The organism is Pseudomonas sp. RP-B7 (assembly GCF_059803535.1).
Genome location: NZ_JAPFHC010000002.1, coordinates 103874 through 124069 on the forward strand (window position 1 = coordinate 103874; position 20196 = coordinate 124069).

A 20196-nucleotide genomic window follows, 5' to 3' on the forward strand; every position below is an offset into this window, starting at 1 on the left:
GGCGGAGCAAGCATTCATAAATTAGGGTTGGATCAGCGACGGTTGATCGGCTCGATCACTTGCAGTGCCAGGTTGCCCTTGTGGGAACCGAGCTTGACCTTGAATGACGGCACGCCATTGGCGCGCATGATCATTTCTTCCGGCAATTCCACAGGGATCACATCACCCGGCTGCATGTGCAGGATGTCACGCAGGCGCAGTTGGCGACGGGCCACGGTGGCGCTGAGCGGCACGTCCACATCCAGCAGGTCTTCGCGCAGGGCCTTGACCCAACGCTCGTCCTGATCGTCCAGGTCGGACTGGAAACCGGCGTCGAGCATCTCGCGCACCGGCTCGATCATCGAGTACGGCATGGTCACGTGCAGGTCGCCGCCACCGCCATCGAGTTCGATGTGGAACGTGGACACCACAATGGCTTCGCTGGGGCCGACGATGTTGGCCATGGCCGGGTTCACTTCCGAGTTGATGTACTCGAAATTGACTTCCATGATCGCCTGCCAGGCTTCCTTCAAGTCGATGAAGGCTTGCTCCAGCACCATGCGCACCACCCGCAGTTCGGTGGGGGTGAATTCACGGCCTTCGATCTTGGCGTGACGGCCGTCGCCGCCGAAGAAGTTGTCCACCAGCTTGAACACCAGCTTGGCGTCAAGGATGAACAGCGCGGTGCCGCGCAGCGGTTTGATCTTGACCAGGTTGAGGCTGGTGGGCACGTACAGCGAGTGCACGTATTCACCGAACTTCATCACCTGCACGCCACCGACCGCCACGTCCGCCGAGCGGCGCAGCATGTTGAACATGCTGATGCGGGTGTAACGGGCGAAACGTTCGTTGATCATCTCCAGGGTCGGCATACGTCCACGGACGATGCGATCCTGGCTGGTCAGGTCATAACTTTTGACGCTGCCGGGTTCGGCAGCCATTTCGGTCTGCACCAGACCATCGTCGACGCCATGCAACAGCGCGTCGATTTCATCCTGGGACAGCAGGTCTTGCACGGCCATGTCGTGATCCTACTGCAATACGAAGTTAGTGAAGAGCGCCTGCTCGATCACGACTTTGCCGAGCTCTTTCTGGGCCACTTCCTGCACGCTGGCAGTGACCTTCTGGCGCAGCATTTCCTGGCCGACCGGGGTGGCCAGGGCATCGAAGCTCTGCCCGGAGAACAGCATCACCAGGTTGTTGCGGATCACCGGCATGTGCACCTTGAGGGCTTCCAGGTCAGCCTGGTTGCGCGCGAGCAAGGTGATGCTCACTTGCAGGTAGCGCTGGCGGCCGTTCTGATTGAAGTTGGCGACAAAGGCCGGGAGCATCGGCTCGAAGATTGCCGGTTGCTTGACGTTGCTGGCGGTTTCGGCCGCAGGCGCCGGTTTGCTCGCGCTGCTGTGCATGATGTACCAAGTGCCACCCACCGAGGCGCCAATGGCCAGGATCAGGCCCACGACAATCATCAGGATAAGCTTGAGCTTGCCTTTGCCTGCGGGTGGTTTTGCTGCGTCGTCGCTCTTCGCCATGCCAATAATCCGTCACTATTCGGGGATTCATAGATCTACGGAAAGGCAAGAGCAAGTGTTATGCCAGAGTTGTCTGGTAATTGGGCAGAGCCAGCACCACCAATCAAATGTGGGAGCGGGCTTGCTCGCGAATGCGGTGTGTCAGTGACAGATGTATTGACTGACACACCGCATTCGCGAGCAAGCCCGCTCCCACATTTTGTCCCGCGACAGGTTCAGGTCAGGCGTAGTAGTCGACGGCGCTGGAGCCGATGACGTTGGAGATCACAGGCGTCACTGCTTCAGCCACTTCGGCATGGGCAGTGCTGTCGCCACTGTCACCACGTCCGCTGCTGCTGATACCCCGCGCCTGATTCTGCTGTTGCTGCTGCTCCTGGCCACGGGACTGGTCCGACACGTTCACATCCACCTGCCCCATGCCCTGCTGGGCAAACATCTCACGCAAGCGCCCGGATTGGCTTTCCAGCGCCTCGCGCACCACCGCATGGCCGCTCATGAAGCTGACCTGGGCTTGCTGGTCCGCCGTCATATTGACTTTGATGTCCAGGCGCCCGAGTTCGGCCGGTTGCAGTTGGATCTCCGCCGACTTGAGGTTGGCGCTGGACAGGTACATCACGCGGTTGACCACTTCCTCGGTCCAGCCGCTCTGGTGCATGGCCAGCGGTGCGTTGGTCACCGGCGGCAGGGCGTTTGCGGTTTTCGGCGTGGCGGCCTGGGTCAAGGCAGCCAGACGATTGGCGAAGTCATCGACGCGGGTGTCGCTGCTGGCGCCCTTGAGGTCTTTGAGGCCGTCTTCGATCAGCCCGCCGAAGGCTTTGTCACCACCCTGGTCAGTGCTGTCCTTGGCGGCTTGCTGGTCGACCATACTGGCCAGGCCGGCACTGAAATTCTGGGCGGCGGTCGGCTGGTCCAGGTCCGGCGGCGGTGCGCTTTTCTGGGGGGCCTGGCTACTGGCCGAGACGTGACCGCCCTGCTCCATCGCCAGGCGCACGGCCGGCATTGCGTCGAGAGGGTCGCTGGCGGGGTCGAACGCTGGTGCCTTGACCTCATCGGTCACGGCAAGCGGTGCTGCGGCCACGGGCTGAGCCTTTTCATCAACCACAGGCGCGACGGTTGCCGGAGCCACCGGCACTGGCACTGGCACGGCGACTGGCGTGACCGTCGCCACCAACGCCGGGTCTACGACCGGGTCAACCACCGGCTGTTGCACCAGGCTTGGGTCGGCGGGCTTGTCGTCATCACTCTTGCTGGCGCTGTCATCAGCCTTGGCCGGCGGGTTGGCAGGCAAAGGATTGCCGCTATCGGCAACTGCCGGTGTGCTGGCGGCAGGCTTGGCGCTGCTGTCGGCAGGCTTGTCACGGCTGGTTTTCGACGGGGTATCGTCGGCCTTTGCCACAGGTTTGGAACCCTGATTGGCGAACACCTGAGCAAAGCCGGCGCCCTTGTCACGCGGCTCCGCAGCCGCTGCCGGCGGGTTGGCGGCAGGCGCTTGAGGCTTGGCCGCAGGGGCAGCCTGAAGAAGCGAATTAGGGGCGACTGGCATAGGTAAAGGTCTCCACTGCATGAGGGTCGGGGATGCAGTATCTGGAGGTAGAGCAAGAGTCGGGCCAGGTTGCCGAGCGCAGCTGAAAAATGTGGGAGAGGGCCCGTTCCCACATTTGGATCTTCAAATCTCTATCAGCACATCAGAGCTGGAAGCGCTGGCGCTCCGATTCGTACAGCGGCCGCACCAAGGCAAACTCATGATCAATCTGATCCACCAGAACCCCCAGGTCAGCGCCAGGCGCTTGCGCAGACTCAGCCTCCAGCCGCTGGCACAACTGCGCCAGCCGCACCGCACCGAGGTTGCCGCTGCTGCCCTTGAAGCTATGGGCGATACGCCCCAGCGCCTTGGCGTCATCGCGCGCCTTGCGCAAGGCTTCGACGCGTTTTTGCGAATCATCGAGGAAGGTATCCAACAGCCTGGGGTACTCGCCCTCCATGACTTCCTGCAAACCCGACAGCACGTCGGGGTCCAGATGAATCTCAGCCACTTGTTCGCTCCTTGATCAAGAATCGGCGGATTATGCCTGAGCCGGCCATGAAAACTCCACGCAGACACTGCGCCCACCATCGGACCAGCGCACATCGCCGCTCAATTGACGGACCAGATTCAAGCCGCGACCGGACAGCCGATCAACGTCCAGGGGCCGCGCCAACACTTGATCCACGTCAAACCCGGCGCCGCTGTCTTCGATGCGCAAGGACAGCTGCCCGCCGCTCAGCGTCGGCACCACCTGCACATGCACGCGCACATAGCCACTACTGAGCTGCGCCAGCCGCTCGTTGCGCTGGCGGTAGTAGTCGGCAAAACCGTGCACGTCGCGCTTGAGCCGCGAGTCCAGGCCCAGCACGCCATGCTCCAGGGCGTTGGAATACAACTCGGCCATCACGCTGTACAGCGCCCCGCTCTGCTCGCGCAGGCCATGGACCTCCAGCAGCAACTGCAACAGGTAGGGCAAGGGGTTGTAACGCTTGAGGGTTTCAGCGCGGAACTCGAAACTCACCGACCAATCCAGCGGGCACGACTGGCCGCTATCGGTATACAGCGGCCCCGTCGCACGCAGGGATGGCCCATCTTGCAGGGTGATTTCCACCATGCTCACATCGTCGCGCGCCTCACCGCGAAACGCGGCCAAGGCCTGCTCGATCTCTTCAAACAGCCGGTCGGGCTCGCGATTGGCGGCGAATACCTGATGTAAACGTTCGACACCAAACAGCTGATCAGCGGTATCAGCCGTGTCGAGTACGCCGTCGGAGAGCAAAAACACCCGGTCACCCAGGGCCATCGGCCAGACTTCGGTGCTGTCGTCAAACGCCTCGGCCGACAACACGCCCAACGGCAAATGCCGTGGCTCCAGCGCCGTACGCTTGCCGCTGGCGACTTCATGTACATAACCTTCGGGCATGCCGCCGTTCCACACCTCCACCACACGCCGCTGGGTGCTCAGGCACAACAGGGTGGCGCAACAGAACATGTCCACGGGCAGGATGCGCTTAAGCTTGACGTTCATCTCCCGCAGGATCTGCGCCAAGCCGTAGCCCTTGGCGGTCATGCCGTAGAACACCTCCGCCAGGGGCATGGCGCCGACCGCCGCCGGCAGGCCGTGGCCGGTAAAGTCGCCGAGCAGCACATGCATATCGCCCGACGGCGTATACGCGGCCAGCAGCAGGTCACCGTTGAACAACGCATAGGGCGATTGCAGGTAGCGGATATTCGGCGCGGCGTTGATACAGCCCGAATGCGCGACTTTGTCGAACACCGCCTTGGCCACCCGCTGCTCGTGCACCAGGTAGTCGTGGTGCCTGGAGATCAGGTCGCGTTGCTGCAGCACCGTGGCCTGCAAGCGGCGCAGGCGGTCCATGGCGTTGATCTTCGCCGCCAGGATCAGTTGGTTGTAGGGCTTGGCCAGGAAGTCATCACCGCCGGCATCCAGGCACTGGGCCAGGGCCGCGCTCTCGCGCAGGGAGGTCAGGAAGATGATCGGCACCAGCGCCTCACCGGCCAGTTGCTTGATCTGGCGCGCGGCTTCAAAACCGTCCATCACCGGCATCAGCGCGTCCATCAACACCAGTTGCGGGCGTTCGCGGGCAAACACCTGCACGGCATCGAGGCCGTTGCTGGCCGTGAGCACGCGGTGCCCCTGGCGCTTGACGATGGTCGACAACAACAGCACGTCGGCGGCGCTGTCTTCGGCAATCAGCACCGTCAACGGCTCCAGCACAGTGGCCAGGCCGCTCAACTGATGTCGAACAGTTTGTCGAAGTTGGAGATGGCGAGGATCTTGCGCACATCGGAGTTGCTGTTGACCACCTGCACTTCCGAGTTGTCACCGCCGGCATGATCGCGCAGCAGCAGGAGCATGCCCAGGGCCGAGCTGTCCATGTAGGTGGTTTCCTTGAGGTCCACGACGTACAGCTCGGGCACCTTGTAGAAACGCTCATAGGCATCACGAAACACTTGGTGGCTGCCAAAATCGAAACGACCTCGGATCGCGATCGTCAACTTCTTCCCATCCAGGGATACTTCGGACTCGACTGACATGTGACTGCTTCCTTGTCATAGGCGGTAGACAAAGGTTTAGCAGCTGAAGTGGATAGCAGCAACACAGCAGTTCAAATGTGGGAGCGGGCTTGCTCGCGAATGCGGTGGATCAGTCAATGAGTTTTCCGACTGATACACCGCATTCGCGAGCAAGCCCGCTCCCACACAAGCCCTCATCCACATTCAGTATTGCGACGGCCTTGGGAGACGCTGGGAGAGTTCATCCAGCAGCTTTTGCTCGCGCTTGTCTTCCAGCGCCCGCGCTTCGTCGATGTAGCGCTGCACCAATTTGCGCAAGCCCTCGACCCGCGCATAGGCCTGCTGCCAGCTGTCGCGGGCCTTTTCGAAGTTGTTCTGGTGCCAGAGCAGGCTTTGGCGCTGCTGGTCGACGGCGGTTTCCAACTGGTTGAGGAAGCCCTGGTAGCCCATCAACCACTGGCCCGACACACCTTGGGTCCCGCGCTCGATCCACTGCTGCTGGTACTCGCTGCGAAAGCGCTCCAGGTCGCCCAGCTTGCTTTCCGCCAGGCGCACCTGGCCCTGGAAATAGCCCAAACGTTGCACGGCGGTTTTTTCGGCCTTTTCGGCCATGTCCACCACCGGCGCCAGGCGTGAAGAGCGCGTACTGGCCATGGCTTAGCCGCCTGGCGCCGGGGCGAAGATCGAGCCCAGGTGCGCTTCGCTTTCACCCATGCTGATCTTGTCGTTGAGGCCCTGGCGCAGGTAGGTCACCAGTTGCGGTTGCAGGGCAATCGCCAGGTCGGTGTCGCGGTCGCCACCGGCCACATAGGCGCCGACGCTGATCAAGTCGCGGCTCTGCTGATAACGCGACCACAACTGCTTGAACTGTTGTGCACGGGCCATATGCTGCGGCGTGACCACCGATGGCATCACCCGGCTGATGGACGCTTCGATGTCGATGGCCGGGTAGTGCCCCTCCTCCGCCAGGCGCCGCGACAGCACGATGTGGCCGTCAAGCACGCCCCGCGCCGAGTCGGCGATGGGGTCCTGCTGGTCATCGCCTTCGGACAACACCGTATAAAACGCAGTGATCGAGCCGCCACCGGCCTCGGCATTACCGGCACGCTCCACCAGTTTCGGCAGCTTGGCGAACACCGACGGCGGATAGCCCTTGGTCGCTGGCGGCTCGCCGATGGCCAGGGCGATTTCCCGCTGGGCCTGGGCGAAACGGGTGAGCGAGTCCATCAGCAACAGGACGTTCTTGCCCTTGTCGCGGAAATATTCGGCGATGCGCGTGCAATACATCGCGGCGCGCAAACGCATCAACGGCGCATCGTCCGCCGGAGAGGCGACCACCACCGAACGCTTGAGGCCTTCTTCGCCAAGGCTGTGCTCGATGAACTCCTTCACCTCGCGACCCCGCTCGCCGATCAGCCCGACCACGATGATGTCGGCCTCGGTAAACCGGGTCATCATGCCCAGCAATACCGATTTACCCACACCCGTACCGGCAAACAGGCCCAGACGCTGGCCGCGCCCGACCGTCAATAATCCGTTGATGCTGCGAATGCCCACGTCCAGCGGCTGGCTGATCGGGTTGCGCTTGAGCGGGTTGATCGTCGGGCCGTCCATCGGCACCCAGTCTTCAGCCTTCATGCCACCCTTGCCGTCCAGCGCACGGCCGGCGCCGTCGAGTACGCGGCCGAGCATGCTGATGCCCATCGGCAGGCGGCCGGTGTCGGCCAGGGGCACCACGCGGGCGCCAGGGGCGATACCGGCCAGGCTGCCAACGGGCATCAGGAAAATCTTGCTGCCGGAAAAGCCCATCACCTCGGCTTCAACCTGCACCGGGTGGTAGCTGTCGTCGTTGATCACCAGGCAGCGACTGCCCATGGCGGCACGCAGGCCTTCGGCTTCGAGGGTCAGGCCGACCATGCGCAACAGGCGCCCTTCGAGGATCGGTTGGCCGGGCAACTCGGTGGCCTCGGTGTAACCACTCAGGCGCTTGGCGAAGCTGGTGCGATCAAGGCGCATCGGGGGCGTCCAGGTCAACGCTCAGGTCGGGTTCGGCGGGGTTGAGCACCTGCTCGTGGGCTTGGTCGAGCAGCTTGGCCATGATCTGGCTGACGCGCGTCTCCACGGTGGCGTCGATGCGGCTGTGCTCGGTCTCGACCCGGCAGCCACCGGGCTGCAACGCCGCATCTTCAACGATGCGCCAGGTTTCCTCATGGCGCTCGCGCAGGGCTTTGACCTGCTCGAAATCCTGCGGGTTGATGTACAGCCGCACATTGCCGACGCCCAGAGGCAGCAGCTTGAGGGCTTCGCGCATGACGCTTTCGATTTGGCTGGAGTCGAGCACCAATTCGCGCTGGATCACCTGGCGCGCAATGTGCTCCACCAGGCCGACCATGGTTTTTTCGATCTGCGAATCCTGCTCGGCAATCGGGTCGAACAACCCGACCATCAAGCGCTCCAGGCTGGAAAGCTTGACGGCCAGCGCAGCCTCGGCCTCCTGGCGCACCTTGAGCGTGGTGGCGCGAAAGCCGTCCTTTTCCCCGGCGGCAAAGCCTTCGTTGTAGGCTTCCTGGCGGATGCTTTCCAACTCTTCGAGGGTCAGTGGCTGGACTTCCTCCAGCGGCACTTCTTCCATTTCCGCCGGCACTTCGGGTTCCGGCTCGGGCTCGGGTTGCGGCACATGCGGATCGAAGCTGGGCAGCGACCAGATGTCGAACCCGCCGACATCCCGTGCGCGAATCAGATCGCTGGGTGCCTCATCTTTGTTCGACATCAGGGGCGCCTTAGATCATTTCTTCGCCGCCCTTCCCACCGAGAACGATTTCTCCGGCTTCGGCCATACGGCGGGCAATGGTGAGGATTTCTTTCTGTGCGGTTTCCACGTCGCTGACGCGCACCGGGCCCTTGGCTTCGAGGTCGTCGCGCAACAGTTCGGAGGCACGCTTGGACATGTTCTTGAAGATCTTCTCTTTGACGCCTTCGTCCGAGCCCTTGAGGGCCAGCACCAGCACGTCGGAGGAGACTTCGCGCAGCAACGCCTGGATGCCACGGTCGTCGACATCGGAGAGGTTGTTGAACACGAACATGAGGTCTTCGATCTGGCCGGACAGGGTGTCGTCGATCTCGCGGATCGAGTCCATCAACTGGCCTTCGACCGAGCTGTCGAGGAAGTTCATGATGTCGGCGGCACGCTTGATACCACCCAGGGTGGTGCGCGCGGCGTTGGAGTTGCCGGAGAACTGCTTCTCCAGGATGGTGTTCAATTCTTTCAAGGCCGCCGGCTGCACAGTGTTCAGCGACGACACGCGCAGGATGATGTCCAGGCGCACTTTATGGTCGAAGTGGCCAAGCACTTCACCGGCCTGGTCCGGGTCGAGATACGCGACGACGATGGCCTGGATCTGCGGGTGCTCGAAGCGGATCACGTCGGCGACGGCGCGCGGTTCCATCCACTTGAGGCTGTCGAGACCACTGGTGTTGCCACCCAGCAGGATGCGATCGATCAGGCCGTTGGCCTTGTCTTCGCCCAGGGCCGAGGTGAGCATCTTGCGAATGTAGCTGTCGGAGCCGACGCCCAGGCTGGTCTGGTCGCCGACGATCTCGACGAACTCGCTCATCACCTGCTCGACTTGCTCGCGGTGCACATTGCGCATCTGCGCCATGGCCACGCCAACCCGCTGGACCTCTTTGGGGCCCATGTGGCGCAGCACTTGGGCGGCGTCGGTTTCACCGAGGGACAGCAGCAGCACGGCGGCTTTGTCGACCTTGGTCAGTTTGGCAACAGCGGCTCGATTATCACTCATCTGCGTTGATCCACTCTTTCACGACCTGGGCCACACGACCCGGGTCTTCTGCCACCAGACTTTTGATTGCGTTCAGCTGAGCGTCGTAACCTTCGCTCGGGCTTGGCAACAGGATGCTTTGCGGGCCGCCGAGGCTGACGCGGTCGTTGGCCAGTTCGCCATCCAGGCCGCCCATGCCACCCAACTCCACGTCGCCGCCACCGAAGGCCGCCAGTTGTTTCTTGCTGCCATTGCCGGTGATGTTGTTGAGCACCGGGCGCAGCACGCCGAACACCAGTACCAGGATGAACAACACACCCAACACTTGCTTGACGATGTCCCAGAACCACGGCTGCGTATAGAACGCCGCTTCGGCAATCACTTCGCCACGCTCGGCGGAGAACGGCATGTTGATCACGCTGACGCTGTCGCCACGGCTTGCGTCGAAACCGACCGCGTCCTGCACCAGGCGGGTGAAGCGCGCCAATTCGTCGGCGCCCCATGGGGCACGGGTAATGGTGCCGTCAGCGGCATTGACCTTGACCTGGTCATCGACCACCACCGACACCGACAGGCGATTGACGCGGCCCTGTTGCTGCTTGGTGTGGCTGATGGAACGGTCGAGCTCGAAGTTCTTGGTGGACTGGTTACGCTTGTCCGCCGGGTACGGTGCGAGCATTGGCTGGCCGGTGGCCGGGTCCATGATCTGCTGGCCGTTGGCGTCCAACAGCGGTTGGCCCGGGGCGATGGCGCCTGCGGTGGCTGCGGCGCCGCCGGTGGTTTGCGGGGCCGAGGCCGGGGTTGGTGGCTGGTTGCTCAGGGCACCCGGCACACCTTGCGGGCCACTGCTGGCGGTGCGTTGTTCGCTGGTGGACTGCTCGCTGCGCAGCGCCGGCTGGTCCGGGTTGAATTGTTCGGAAGTCGACTCGACGGCACTGAAGTCCACATCGGCTGACACTTCAGCCTTGTAGCGGTCGTTGCCCAGCACAGGTTGCAGGATGTTGTGCACACGCTGGGTGAGCATGCTTTCCATGCGGCGGCTGTAGTCGAACTGCTTGCCAGCCTGGGTCAGTGCCGAGTTTTCAGCCATGTCCGACAGCAGGTTGCCCTTCTGGTCGACCACGGTGATTTGCGACTTGCTCAGCTCGGGAACGCTGGTGGCCACCAAGTTGATGATCGCCATCACTTGGCCAGGCTCCAGGGAGCGGCCGGAGAACAGCTCCACCAGGACCGAGGCGCTTGGCTTGCGTTCGTCACGCACAAACACTGAGCTCTTCGGGATGGCCAAGTGCACGCGGGCGCCCTTGACGTTGTTCAGGCTGGAGATGGTGCGAGCCAGCTCGCCTTCCAGGCCACGACGGTAGCGGGTGGCTTCCATGAACTGGGAAGTGCCCAGGCCCTGGTCTTTGTCGAGAATTTCAAAACCGATGTTGGCGTCGGACGGCGTCACGCCGGCAGCGGCGAGCTTCATGCGCGCACGGGCCACGTCGTCGGCCTTGACCAGCAAGGCGCCGGAATTGGGCTCGACGGTGTAGGCGATGTCGGCGGCGGCGAGGGTTTCCATGATCTGCTTGGAGTCCATGCCCGCCAGGCTGCCGTACAACGGCCGGTAATCCGGTTGCTGCGACCACAGCACCACGGCAAAACCAATCGCCACGCTGGCAGCCAGGCCGACCATCAGGCCTACCTGACGCAGCATGGTCATTTCGGAGAGGTTTTCCAGGAACGACAGGCCAAACAGCGGCGGTTTGCCGTCTGCCTTGGCGGGTGCGTTGTCCACGACTGCTTCTGCCATGACTTAAATCTCGTCCTTAAACCGGCATCTGCATGATGTCTTGATAAGCCTGAACCAGCTTGTTACGCACCTGGGTCAACGCCTGGAACGACACGCTGGCTTTTTGCGAGGCGACCATCACATCGGTGAGGTCCACGCCGCTTTTGCCGATTTCGAACGCGCTCGCCAATTGGTTGGACGCTTGTTGGGTGTCACTGACTTTATTGATTGCCGAACCGAGCATGTCGGCGAAACTGCTTTGGCCCAATTCCGGCGCTGGCGCGACGGATTTCGGTTGAGCCATGGCATCCATTTGCATGGAGCGCATATCCAACATCAACCGATTGAACTCAATACCCTGGCTCATGACCTTCTCTCTCCGACAACCCGCATTTTTTTTGACACTACGCCGCAATTACCAAGGGAAGTAGCAACAAGGGTGCCAGCTCTGTATCGATTCGTAAGAAAAGGCGACAAACCTTGTCGGTCTTAATACCGACTAGGTGGCAAACAGATAAGCTTCCACATCCATCCCCGCATCGCGCATCTGCGCCAGCTTGTAGCGCAGGGTGCGCGGGCTGATGCCCAGGCGTTCGGCAGCCTCTTTGCGCCGGCCGCGCTCGGCGCGCAGGGTGTCGATGATCATCTGAAATTCGCGGCGGCGCAGGTCGTCACCCAACGCTCCGGCAGACTCGGCCTCGGCCACCACTGGCGCGGGCGCCAAGGTCGGCACTGGCGCGGCACCGCTGCCCATGGCCAGGCAGAAATCCTGGGGTTGGATCAGGCCGCCCTGTTGCAGGATCAGCGCGCGCTGGATCGCGTTATCCAACTCGCGCACGTTGCCGGGCCACGGGTAGGCGATCAGGCAGGCCTGGGCCTCGGCCGACAGGCGCGCCTGGGCGTGCTTCATTTTTTTGACGTGGTTATTCAGCAGGCGCTCAGCCAGCGGCACGATGTCGGCCGGGCGTTCACGCAGCGGGCGCCAGGCCAGGGGGAACACCGAGAGCCGGTAGAACAGGTCTTCACGGAAGCGCCCCGCCGCCACTTCACCCGCCAGGTCGCGGTTGGTGGTGGCGACCACGCGAATATCCAATTGGATCGGTTTGCGCGCGCCGACCCGCTCCACCTCGCGCTCCTGTAGCACCCGCAGCAATTTGGCTTGCAGGCCCAGGGGCATTTCGGAGATTTCATCGAGCAGGATGGTGCCGCCGTCGGCCTGTTCGAACTTGCCGGCCTGAGCCGCGATGGCGCCGGTGAACGAGCCTTTTTCGTGGCCAAACAGGGTGGCTTCAAGCATGTTGTCCGGGATCGCCGCGCAGTTGATCGCAATGAACGGCTGGCTGGCGCGACTGGATTGCTGGTGGATGTAGCGCGCCAGCACCTCCTTGCCGGTGCCGGACTCGCCGGAGATCAGCACCGTGGAATCGCTGCGCGCGACACGGGCCGCCAGTTCCAGCAACTGGGCGCTGGCCGGCTCGAAGGCAATCGGGCCTTCGCCGTCGCTGGCCGAGACCACCCCAAGGGCATGGCGCGCGACCAGGTCGATCAAGGCCTTCGGCTCAAAAGGCTTGACCAGATAGTCCGCCGCCCCCTGACGCATGGCATCCACCGCGCGCTCTACCGCGCCGTGGGCCGTCATCAGCAACACTGGCAGCTGTGGCTGGCGCGCGCGCAGCAGGCCGAGCAATTGGTGACCATCCATGCCAGGCATGTTGACGTCGCTGACCACCAGGCTGAAGGACTCCTGCTCTACCGCCTCCAAGGCTTCCTCGGCCGAGCCGACCGCCCGATAGTCATGGCCCGCCAACAGCAGCGTGTCAGCCAGTGCTTCACGCAGGGCGCGGTCGTCTTCTACCAATAAAACCTTGATTGCCATGTTCGTTTACTCCGTGCTTGCCACGCCTGAAAACAGCGGCAAGGTCATCAATGCACAGGTGCCACGCCCCACACGGGAACGCAGCTGCAATTCTCCCTGATGGGCGCGTGCCACGGCCTTGACCACGGTCAGGCCGAGGCCCGTTCCGTTGGTCTTGGTGGTGAAAAAGGGTTCGCCCAGGCGCCGCAGTACCTGCGGGTCGATGCCGCTGCCACTGTCGCTGATGCACAGGCGCAGGGTTTGTTCGCGGCAGTACAGGTGAATCTTCAGGCGTGCGCCGGGGGCGCTGGCCTGGGTGGCGTTTTCGATCAGGTTGAGCAGCGCGCCGACCAGGGTGTCGCGATTGCACAGCAGTTCGCCGAGGTGGCTATCGCACTGCCAGCGCACCTGGACGTCCTGGATATGGGTACTCGCAGCCGCTTGCAGGGCACGCATCAGCTCGGCCGGGGTGATGCGATCGGTGAGCGGCAACTCGCCACGGGCGAACACCAGCATGTCGCGCACTTGGTGTTCCAACTCGTGCAGGCGTTCCTTGAGGCGCCCGGCAAACCGCTGCTGGGTCTGTGGTGGCAATTGCTCATCAGTCAAATGACTGGCGTAGATCAACGCGGCCGACAGCGGCGTACGGATCTGATGCGCCAAAGAAGCGACCATCCGCCCTAACGACGACAAACGCTCATGCCGCGCCAACTGGTCTTGCAGGTGACGGGTTTCGGTCAGGTCGTTGAGCAGCACCAACTGGCCGGGCTCGGCATCAAGCGAGCGGGTGGCGATGGACAGGCGGCGCCCGTCTTTCAGGGAGATTTCATGGCCGTCGTCTTCACGCGGGGCGAAACAGCGGGTGATGACGTGGCGCCACAGCTCGCCTTCCAGTGGCAGGCCGAGCAGGTCGCAGGCAGCCGGGTTGGCCTCGCGCACGCGGCCGTCTTCGTCGATGACGATCACGCCACCAGGCAACAGCGACAACAGGTTTTGCAGACGGTTGGCCAGGCGCTCTTTCTCGGCCAACTCTTCCATGCGCTGCGCACTGACCACGGCCAGCTCGCCTTTTAGCTCGGAAACCCGGGCTTCCAGCAGGCTGTAGGAGTCTGTCAATTGGCTGGACATCTGGTTGAACAGCGAAAAGGCCTGTTCCAGGCCATTGCGGCTGAGCTGCTCGGCGTCAGGCACCGAAGATAGTTGGGCGGCGTGGGGCATCATGCTCTCTCGCTTGGCTGACCGTCAGTTAAACGGAACGTTGCGAGGGCTGTAGCAATACCCGTGCCTAAAAAAAACCACTGAAGTTTCAGTGGTTTAAAAAACAGGCGTCAATCATCCGCCTGTTCATCACCTTCTCGACGGCTCATGCCGTACTTGCGCATCTTCTCCACCAGGGTGGTACGGCGGATACGCAAGCGCTCGGCGGCGCGGGCGACGATGCCGTTGGCGTCGTCCAGGGCCTGTTGGATCAGGCCTTGTTCCAGGTTGCCGAGGTAATCCTTCAGGTCGAGGCCTTCCGGCGGCAGCATGGCGGTGGAACCGAAGTCCGGGGTATGGCCGTTGATGGCTACACGCTCTTCCATGTCGCTGCGCAGGCTGTCGAGTTGCTCGTCTTCGTCGTCGACATAGCGGAATTTCTTCGGCAGCTCGACCACGCCGATCACACCGTAGGGGTGCATGATCGCCATGCGCTCGACCAGGTTGGCCAGCTCCCGCACGTTGCCCGGCCAGCCGTGGCGACACAGGGACATGATCGCCGCGGAGTTGAACCGGATCGAGCCGCGCTTTTCGTGCTCCATGCGCGAGATCAGTTCGTTCATCAGCAGCGGGATGTCTTCGACGCGCTCGCGCAGCGGGGCCATCTCGATCGGGAAGACGTTGAGGCGGTAGTACAGGTCTTCGCGGAAGCTGCCGACCTCGATCATGCTTTCGAGGTTTTTGTGGGTCGCCGCGATGATGCGTACATCGACGCTCTGGGTCTTGTTGCTGCCCACGCGCTCGAAGGTGCGCTCCTGCAACACGCGCAGCAGCTTGACCTGCATCGGCAGCGGCATGTCGCCGATTTCGTCGAGGAACAGGGTGCCGCCGTTGGCCAGCTCGAAACGCCCGGCACGGCTGGTGATCGCCCCGGTAAAGGCGCCCTTCTCGTGGCCGAACAATTCGCTTTCGAGCAGCTCTGCCGGGATCGCCCCGCAGTTGACCGGCACAAAGGGCCCGTCACGACGCTTGGAGTGGTAGTGCAGGTTGCGCGCCACCACTTCCTTGCCGGTGCCCGACTCGCCGAGGATCAGCACGCTGGCGTCGGTATCGGCCACTTGCTGCATCATCTGGCGCACATGCTGGATCGCACGGCTGGTGCCGACCAGGCTGCGGAACAGGTTGGGTTCACGGTGGCGACCGCGCTCGCGGGCCTGGTCGTACATCTCGCGATAGACCTGGGCGCGGTGCAGTGAATCAAGCAATTTGCTGTAGCTGGGCGGCATTTCCAGGGAGGAAAGTACCCGGCGACGCTGGTCTTCGGGCAGGTCGACGGGAGAAATTTCGCCAATTAGCAAAACTGGAAGGAACTCATCCCAGGTGGACAGTGTCTTTAACAAGCCCAAAACAGCGCCAGGAGCGTTTACCGTCCCGATCAGCACACAAATGACTTCACGGCTCGATGACAATGAGCTGACCGCCTGCTGCCAGTCATGGCTGCCGCAGGGCAGATTTTCTTCGCCAAGAAAATTCAAAATCACCGCTAAATCGCGGCGGCGGACGCTATCGTCATCAATCAGCAGAATTTTGGTTTCACGCCACATGCAATAGCAACTTCCCTAGTAAAACTTCCTGCCCAAGAATGAGGGCAATCAAGACGCTTGTACGATTTTGTACCTTACTAGACGTCTGAAATCTGAAAACAGCACTAGTTAAGTCAAAAATGCTGGCACAGTCAAATATATGACGCACCGTTCGGACCAACTGACGCTATTCAGCCGAACAGATGGTAAACCTTTGACGCATTTTTAGCTTGGTTGATCTGCGACATCTCTTCAAAAATCGCCTGTCTTTCGCCCGTCGTCACTTCCAGCAACTGCTGATATACCGCCAGCAGGCTCTCGAGTTTTTCGCGCAACATGCTCTCGTCTTCCGGCGCTTCGCTGAGCGCCTCATCGATCACACTGCGGCAACCCAGATCGAGCTCGCCAATAGCGTCCCAATTGCGTTCCGCCAGCGCGCCCATCAGCGCCTCGCGAGTTTCATCAATGCGTTGCAGTGCATGGCTCATGACGTGATCCTCAAGGCCCTCAGGCCTTATTCAGCGGCGGCCTGCGGCGCGCCAATAGCATCCCAGCCTTCTTTTACGGTAATCAGCAAACGGGCGACTTCGTCGATCATGTCCGCATCGTTATGCAGGTTCGCTTCCATCAGACGGTTGGTCATGTAGGCGTACAGGCTTTCCAACTGCTGGACGTAAGCCGGGTTGTCACTTTTCTCGGCGTCAAGCCCATCACGCAGGCCGATCACGATGTCGATGGCCTTGCCGAGCATCAAACCCTTTGCCGCGATGTCACCACGTGCCAACGCGCCTTTGGCCTGGGCCATGCGGTCGAGCCCACCTTCCATCAGCATCTGCACCAGACGATGAGGGCTGGCTTCGGAGATCTGAGCATGGGAATTGACCTTCTGGTATTGGCGAAGGGCTCTCATGGGATTCATGTTTCTACCTCGTGACGGGCGACAGCGGAAAGTGGTTGAGTAACCAATATGTCGACTGGCTCGCAAAAAGCTTTAGCGCCAGTCGTCTCTCGATAAAAAAGGCCAGGCAGGTCGCCTGGCCTTTTTTTATGACGCGGAATCAACTATTGGTCTTTACGTTGTTCAGCGCATTGAGCGTGGTCATGACACTGGTGCTTTGCTGGCGCAATTGGGCGACCAGGGTGTCCATGGCGTTGTATTTGGCCGACAGGCTGTTGGTGAGCAAGGTCATGCGCTCGTCCAGGGTGGACTGCTCCTTGGTCAGGTCCTTGAGCGTGTCCGACAAGGAGGTCGAACGCGTCGCCAGGATGCCGGTGCTGGCCTTGGCGAAATCGTCGGTGGCGCTTTTCATCCGCGCCAGCATGCCGTCCTTGCCGGAAAACATGCTGTTGATGTCGGCCGCGTTGGTTTTAACCGCTGCATCCCACTTCTTGTCATCGATCGTCAGCAGGCCAGTGGTCGAACTGGTGCTCACGCCAAATTGTGCCAGGGACTTCAACGCCCCTGTGCCCGACAGCGTGTTGAACTCGTTGCGAATCGCGCTCTGCAGGGAGCGCATGGTCGAGTCGCCCGTCAGCGTTGCCGCCGTGGTGCTACCGTCCAGGTTCTTGGTGACCTTGGTTTCGGCGTTCATCGCAGTGATCAAGGCGTTGTAGGTATCAATGAAACCCTTGACCCCGGACTTGAGCGCCGTGGTGTTGGTGCTCACCGTGATCAGCGTGGCGTTTCTCTCCGGATTCGGACTGACATCACCTGCCGTCTTGAGCGCGGAAACCGACACCAGCTTGATGTTCACGCCACTGAGTGCCCCTTCAATGTTGTTGGTCTTGGACACCGAAGAAACACCATCGATGCTGTACAACGCATCCTTGGGCTCATCAACGACACTAGCCCCGACATCCAATCCCGAATTACCCGAAAGCGTCAGGTCAGAGCCCGTACCCATCTTGGTCGACGTCAGGATCAACCGGGAACCATTGGAGTCGGTCTGGATGTTGGCGCTCAAACCCGACGTACCAAACTGGGTGTTGATCGAATCCCGCACCTGCTGCAAGGTCGCACCGGCCGGGATACTCACGTCATAGTCTTTGCTGGACTGGGTAATCGTCAGCGTCGTCGGCTTGTTGGTGGCATTCACCACCGAAGAAGTACCACCGGAAAAATTGGCACTCGACAGCTTCGACGCCTGGGCCAATTGGTTGACGATCAGTCGGAAGCTACCTGTCGAAGCGGTATTGCTGGAGGTCATGGTCGCGACTTTTTCATCCGAGGATGAACCGGTCAGGCCGGTAAAGCTGCTGTCCTTGGCCATCGTGTCGAGCGCACCACGAAACGCGTCCAGCGCCGCTTGAATCTTGCCGATCGAAGACAGCGTGGTGGTCGCTTTCGCTGATGCGGTATTGATCTGCGTCTGCTTGGGCACCTTTTCGGCGTTCACCAAGGACGTCACGATCGCCTGCGTATCGATATTAGAACCGATACCACTTACCGTTGAACCCGCCATCTTCGTATCTCCTGTTCGGTGGCTGCCGTTATCTTGACTTATTGCGCCTCAAGACCTGACAGCAACAAGTTTCATGCCAGCTCAGGCCTTGTCGTCGAACAACAAGCTGCTGGCGCTGGAAAGGCTCTGTGCCAGTTTCAATGCCGTTTCCGACGGAATCTGGCGAATCACTTCACCACTGTCGGTGGCGATGACCTTGACCACCACGCGATGGGTGGAGTCATCAATGGAAAAATCCAGGCTGCGCTGGGCAGCTTGAACGAATTCTCGAATATCGGTTACTGCTTGTTCCAGGTCGGCACGCTCAGGCTGTTTTGCTGTGGCGGCGGCTTCCTGGGCTTTTGGAACGGCTTTATCAGTCACTACCTGGGCAGATGCGCTTAGGGGTGCAACCGGCGGATAAGACTGGTTCAGCTTTACACTCATGTCCATGTCCAATCTCCTCTAAACCGAAAAAACGGAAGGGCACGTAGACGCACCCTTCCGTTAGTTACCAAGCGCTGGGATTACTGAAGCAGCTTCAGTACAGCGGATGGCAGCTGGTTAGCCTGCGACAGGATCGCGGTGGAAGCCGACTGCAGGGTTTGTTGCTTGGTCAGTTCGGCGGTTTCGGAAGCGAAGTCGACGTCCTGAACGGTGGAACGTGCAGCGGTGGAGTTCTTCTGAATGTTCTGCAGGTTGTCTGCAGTGGTAGTCAGACGGTTCTGAGTAGCACCCAGGCCCGAACGAACGCCGTCGATGGTGCCGATGGCCTTGTCGATAACAGCCAGCGCGTTTTGAGCGTTGGTAGAGTCGGTCACGTCGGTGTTAGAGATGGTGGTCTTGGTCGACGAAACGGTAGCAGCCGCGAACAAGTCCGATACACCAGTACCAGCGTCGCTCAGGGAGTAGCCTTTAGCCGAATCCAGGGAAACCTGACCGGTCACAACGATTGCAGCAGCACCCAGAGCAGCCGGGGTGGCGAATGCGCCAGCGCCGTCTTTTGCGCCAACCAGGATGTTGGTCTGAGCGTTGGCATCAGCACCCGAGAACGACAGGTTTTCGCCGGAATCCGACTTAACCGACAGGGTTTTGTTGGATTCGTCGTAGTTAACGCTGATGCCCAGTTTGGCAGCGTTCGATTTCAGCTGGTCAGCCAGGCCGGCCAGGTCCTTCACGCCGACGAAATCAACAGCATTACCGCCACCTACAGCCAGCTTGAAGTTCGACGGAGTGGCAGCGCCTACTTCCAGTTTGACTTCAGTGCTGGCGGTAGCGGTCAGGCCACCGATCGAACCGTTCAGGCCCGCAGCGATGTCTTTAGCCGAAGCGCCTGCAGCGTAAGTTACGGTTTTGGTCTGACCGTTGCCGGTAACAGTGATGTCGCCGCCAGCCAGGCCAGTGGCGCTAGGTGCGATGGCCTTGGTTTTGATCTGCTGCGAACCAATGTTGTTGGCTGCAACGTTTTCCAGGCTCAGGTTGATGGTTTCGTTAGCGTTGGCGCCAACCTGGATGGCTTTGGTACCGTACGAACCGTCCAGCAGCTTCTGGCCACCGAAAGTAGTGGTTTGCGAGATACGGGTCAGTTCCGAAGTCAGAGCCTGGTATTCGTCGTTGTTCGACTTACGGTCGTCAGCGCTCAGGGAACCGGTAGCGGAGGACAGAGCCAGGGTACGCATTTTTTGCAGGATGTCGGTCGAAGCCTGCATCGCGCCTTCAGCGGTCTGAGCGATGGAGATACCATCGTTCACGTTTTTTACTGCTTGGCCCAGGCCGTTGATTTGGCTGGTCAGGCGGTTAGCGATCTGCAGGCCTGCAGCGTCGTCTTTAGCGCTGTTGATACGCAGGCCGGAAGACAGGCGCTGCATGGAGGTGGCCAGGGCGCCGCCGGCTTTGTTCAGGTTGCCCTGAGTAGTGATCGAAGCAATGTTGGTGTTTACTGTTAAAGCCATGACGAAATCCTCGTTGGATGGATACTGCGGCTTCCGGCCCT

At 61.1% G+C, this 20196-nt stretch carries 20 protein-coding genes; all 20 read right to left on the bottom strand.

The features are described from left to right. Window positions 1-32: 32 nt before the first annotated feature. Window positions 33-1001: a flagellar motor switch protein FliM gene (gene fliM, locus OPU96_RS03270; protein WP_017735217.1), complete on the bottom strand. Its 969-nt coding sequence runs from the start codon at window positions 999-1001 to the stop codon at window positions 33-35. Between the two features lie 9 nt (window positions 1002-1010). After that, window positions 1011-1511, bottom strand: coding sequence for a flagellar basal body-associated protein FliL (gene fliL / locus OPU96_RS03275; protein WP_192297004.1), 501 nt, complete (start codon window positions 1509-1511; stop codon window positions 1011-1013). Window positions 1512-1731: 220 nt separating this feature from the next. Beyond that, a complete protein-coding gene (locus tag OPU96_RS03280) occupies window positions 1732-3054 on the bottom strand; it encodes a flagellar hook-length control protein FliK (protein WP_498558641.1) in 1323 nt (440 codons plus the stop codon). Between the two features lie 142 nt (window positions 3055-3196). Next, on the bottom strand, window positions 3197-3544 hold the full coding sequence (locus tag OPU96_RS03285; RefSeq protein ID WP_192297006.1) for an Hpt domain-containing protein: 348 nt from the start codon (window positions 3542-3544) through the stop codon (window positions 3197-3199). A gap of 30 nt (window positions 3545-3574) precedes the next feature. Then, window positions 3575-5293 (bottom strand): ATP-binding SpoIIE family protein phosphatase, encoded by a 1719-nt coding sequence (locus OPU96_RS03290; protein ID WP_498558642.1) that lies wholly within the window; start codon window positions 5291-5293, stop codon window positions 3575-3577. Continuing rightward, window positions 5290-5595: an STAS domain-containing protein gene (locus OPU96_RS03295; protein WP_192297008.1), complete on the bottom strand. Its 306-nt coding sequence runs from the start codon at window positions 5593-5595 to the stop codon at window positions 5290-5292. The genes OPU96_RS03290 and OPU96_RS03295 overlap by 4 nt, the downstream gene beginning before the upstream one ends. 183 nt (window positions 5596-5778) lie before the next feature. Beyond that, window positions 5779-6228, bottom strand: a complete 450-nt coding sequence (gene fliJ / locus OPU96_RS03300) for a flagellar export protein FliJ (protein ID WP_192297009.1) — start codon at window positions 6226-6228, stop codon at window positions 5779-5781. Between the two features lie 3 nt (window positions 6229-6231). Further along, complete coding sequence (fliI, locus tag OPU96_RS03305) at window positions 6232-7590, bottom strand: flagellar protein export ATPase FliI (protein WP_192297010.1); 1359 nt, start codon at window positions 7588-7590, stop codon at window positions 6232-6234. Beyond that, window positions 7580-8344: a flagellar assembly protein FliH gene (gene fliH / locus OPU96_RS03310; protein ID WP_192297011.1), complete on the bottom strand. Its 765-nt coding sequence runs from the start codon at window positions 8342-8344 to the stop codon at window positions 7580-7582. Before fliH ends, fliI begins: the two co-directional genes overlap by 11 nt. 10 nt (window positions 8345-8354) lie before the next feature. Next, a complete protein-coding gene (gene fliG, locus OPU96_RS03315) occupies window positions 8355-9374 on the bottom strand; it encodes a flagellar motor switch protein FliG (protein WP_017735208.1) in 1020 nt (339 codons plus the stop codon). Then, window positions 9367-11148, bottom strand: a complete 1782-nt coding sequence (gene fliF / locus OPU96_RS03320) for a flagellar basal-body MS-ring/collar protein FliF (RefSeq protein ID WP_226454995.1) — start codon at window positions 11146-11148, stop codon at window positions 9367-9369. The genes fliG and fliF overlap by 8 nt, the downstream gene beginning before the upstream one ends. 16 nt (window positions 11149-11164) lie before the next feature. After that, window positions 11165-11494 carry a flagellar hook-basal body complex protein FliE gene (gene fliE / locus OPU96_RS03325; RefSeq protein WP_192297013.1) on the bottom strand — a complete coding sequence of 110 codons (330 nt, stop codon included), beginning with the start codon at window positions 11492-11494 and terminating at the stop codon, window positions 11165-11167. 132 nt (window positions 11495-11626) lie between these two features. Further along, window positions 11627-13003, bottom strand: a complete 1377-nt coding sequence (locus OPU96_RS03330) for a sigma-54-dependent transcriptional regulator (protein WP_498558643.1) — start codon at window positions 13001-13003, stop codon at window positions 11627-11629. A 6-nt stretch (window positions 13004-13009) separates the two neighbouring features. Next, window positions 13010-14200: a sensor histidine kinase gene (locus OPU96_RS03335; protein WP_305392793.1), complete on the bottom strand. Its 1191-nt coding sequence runs from the start codon at window positions 14198-14200 to the stop codon at window positions 13010-13012. 110 nt (window positions 14201-14310) lie between these two features. After that, the gene (locus tag OPU96_RS03340) at window positions 14311-15783 is read right to left on the bottom strand and encodes a sigma-54 dependent transcriptional regulator (RefSeq protein WP_192297016.1); all 1473 of its coding nucleotides are present in this window, start codon (window positions 15781-15783) and stop codon (window positions 14311-14313) included. Between the two features lie 170 nt (window positions 15784-15953). Next, the gene (gene fliT / locus OPU96_RS03345; RefSeq protein WP_192297017.1) at window positions 15954-16250 is read right to left on the bottom strand and encodes a flagellar protein FliT; all 297 of its coding nucleotides are present in this window, start codon (window positions 16248-16250) and stop codon (window positions 15954-15956) included. A 26-nt stretch (window positions 16251-16276) separates the two neighbouring features. Next, window positions 16277-16681, bottom strand: coding sequence for a flagellar export chaperone FliS (gene fliS / locus OPU96_RS03350; protein WP_498558644.1), 405 nt, complete (start codon window positions 16679-16681; stop codon window positions 16277-16279). 139 nt (window positions 16682-16820) lie between these two features. Beyond that, entirely contained in the window at window positions 16821-18224 is a 1404-nt protein-coding gene (gene fliD, locus OPU96_RS03355; RefSeq protein ID WP_498558645.1) for a flagellar filament capping protein FliD, read from the bottom strand. Between the two features lie 81 nt (window positions 18225-18305). After that, entirely contained in the window at window positions 18306-18656 is a 351-nt protein-coding gene (locus tag OPU96_RS03360) for a flagellar protein FlaG (protein WP_192297020.1), read from the bottom strand. A 74-nt stretch (window positions 18657-18730) separates the two neighbouring features. Then, complete coding sequence (locus OPU96_RS03365) at window positions 18731-20155, bottom strand: flagellin N-terminal helical domain-containing protein (protein WP_498558646.1); 1425 nt, start codon at window positions 20153-20155, stop codon at window positions 18731-18733. Between the last annotated feature and the right edge of the window lie 41 nt (window positions 20156-20196).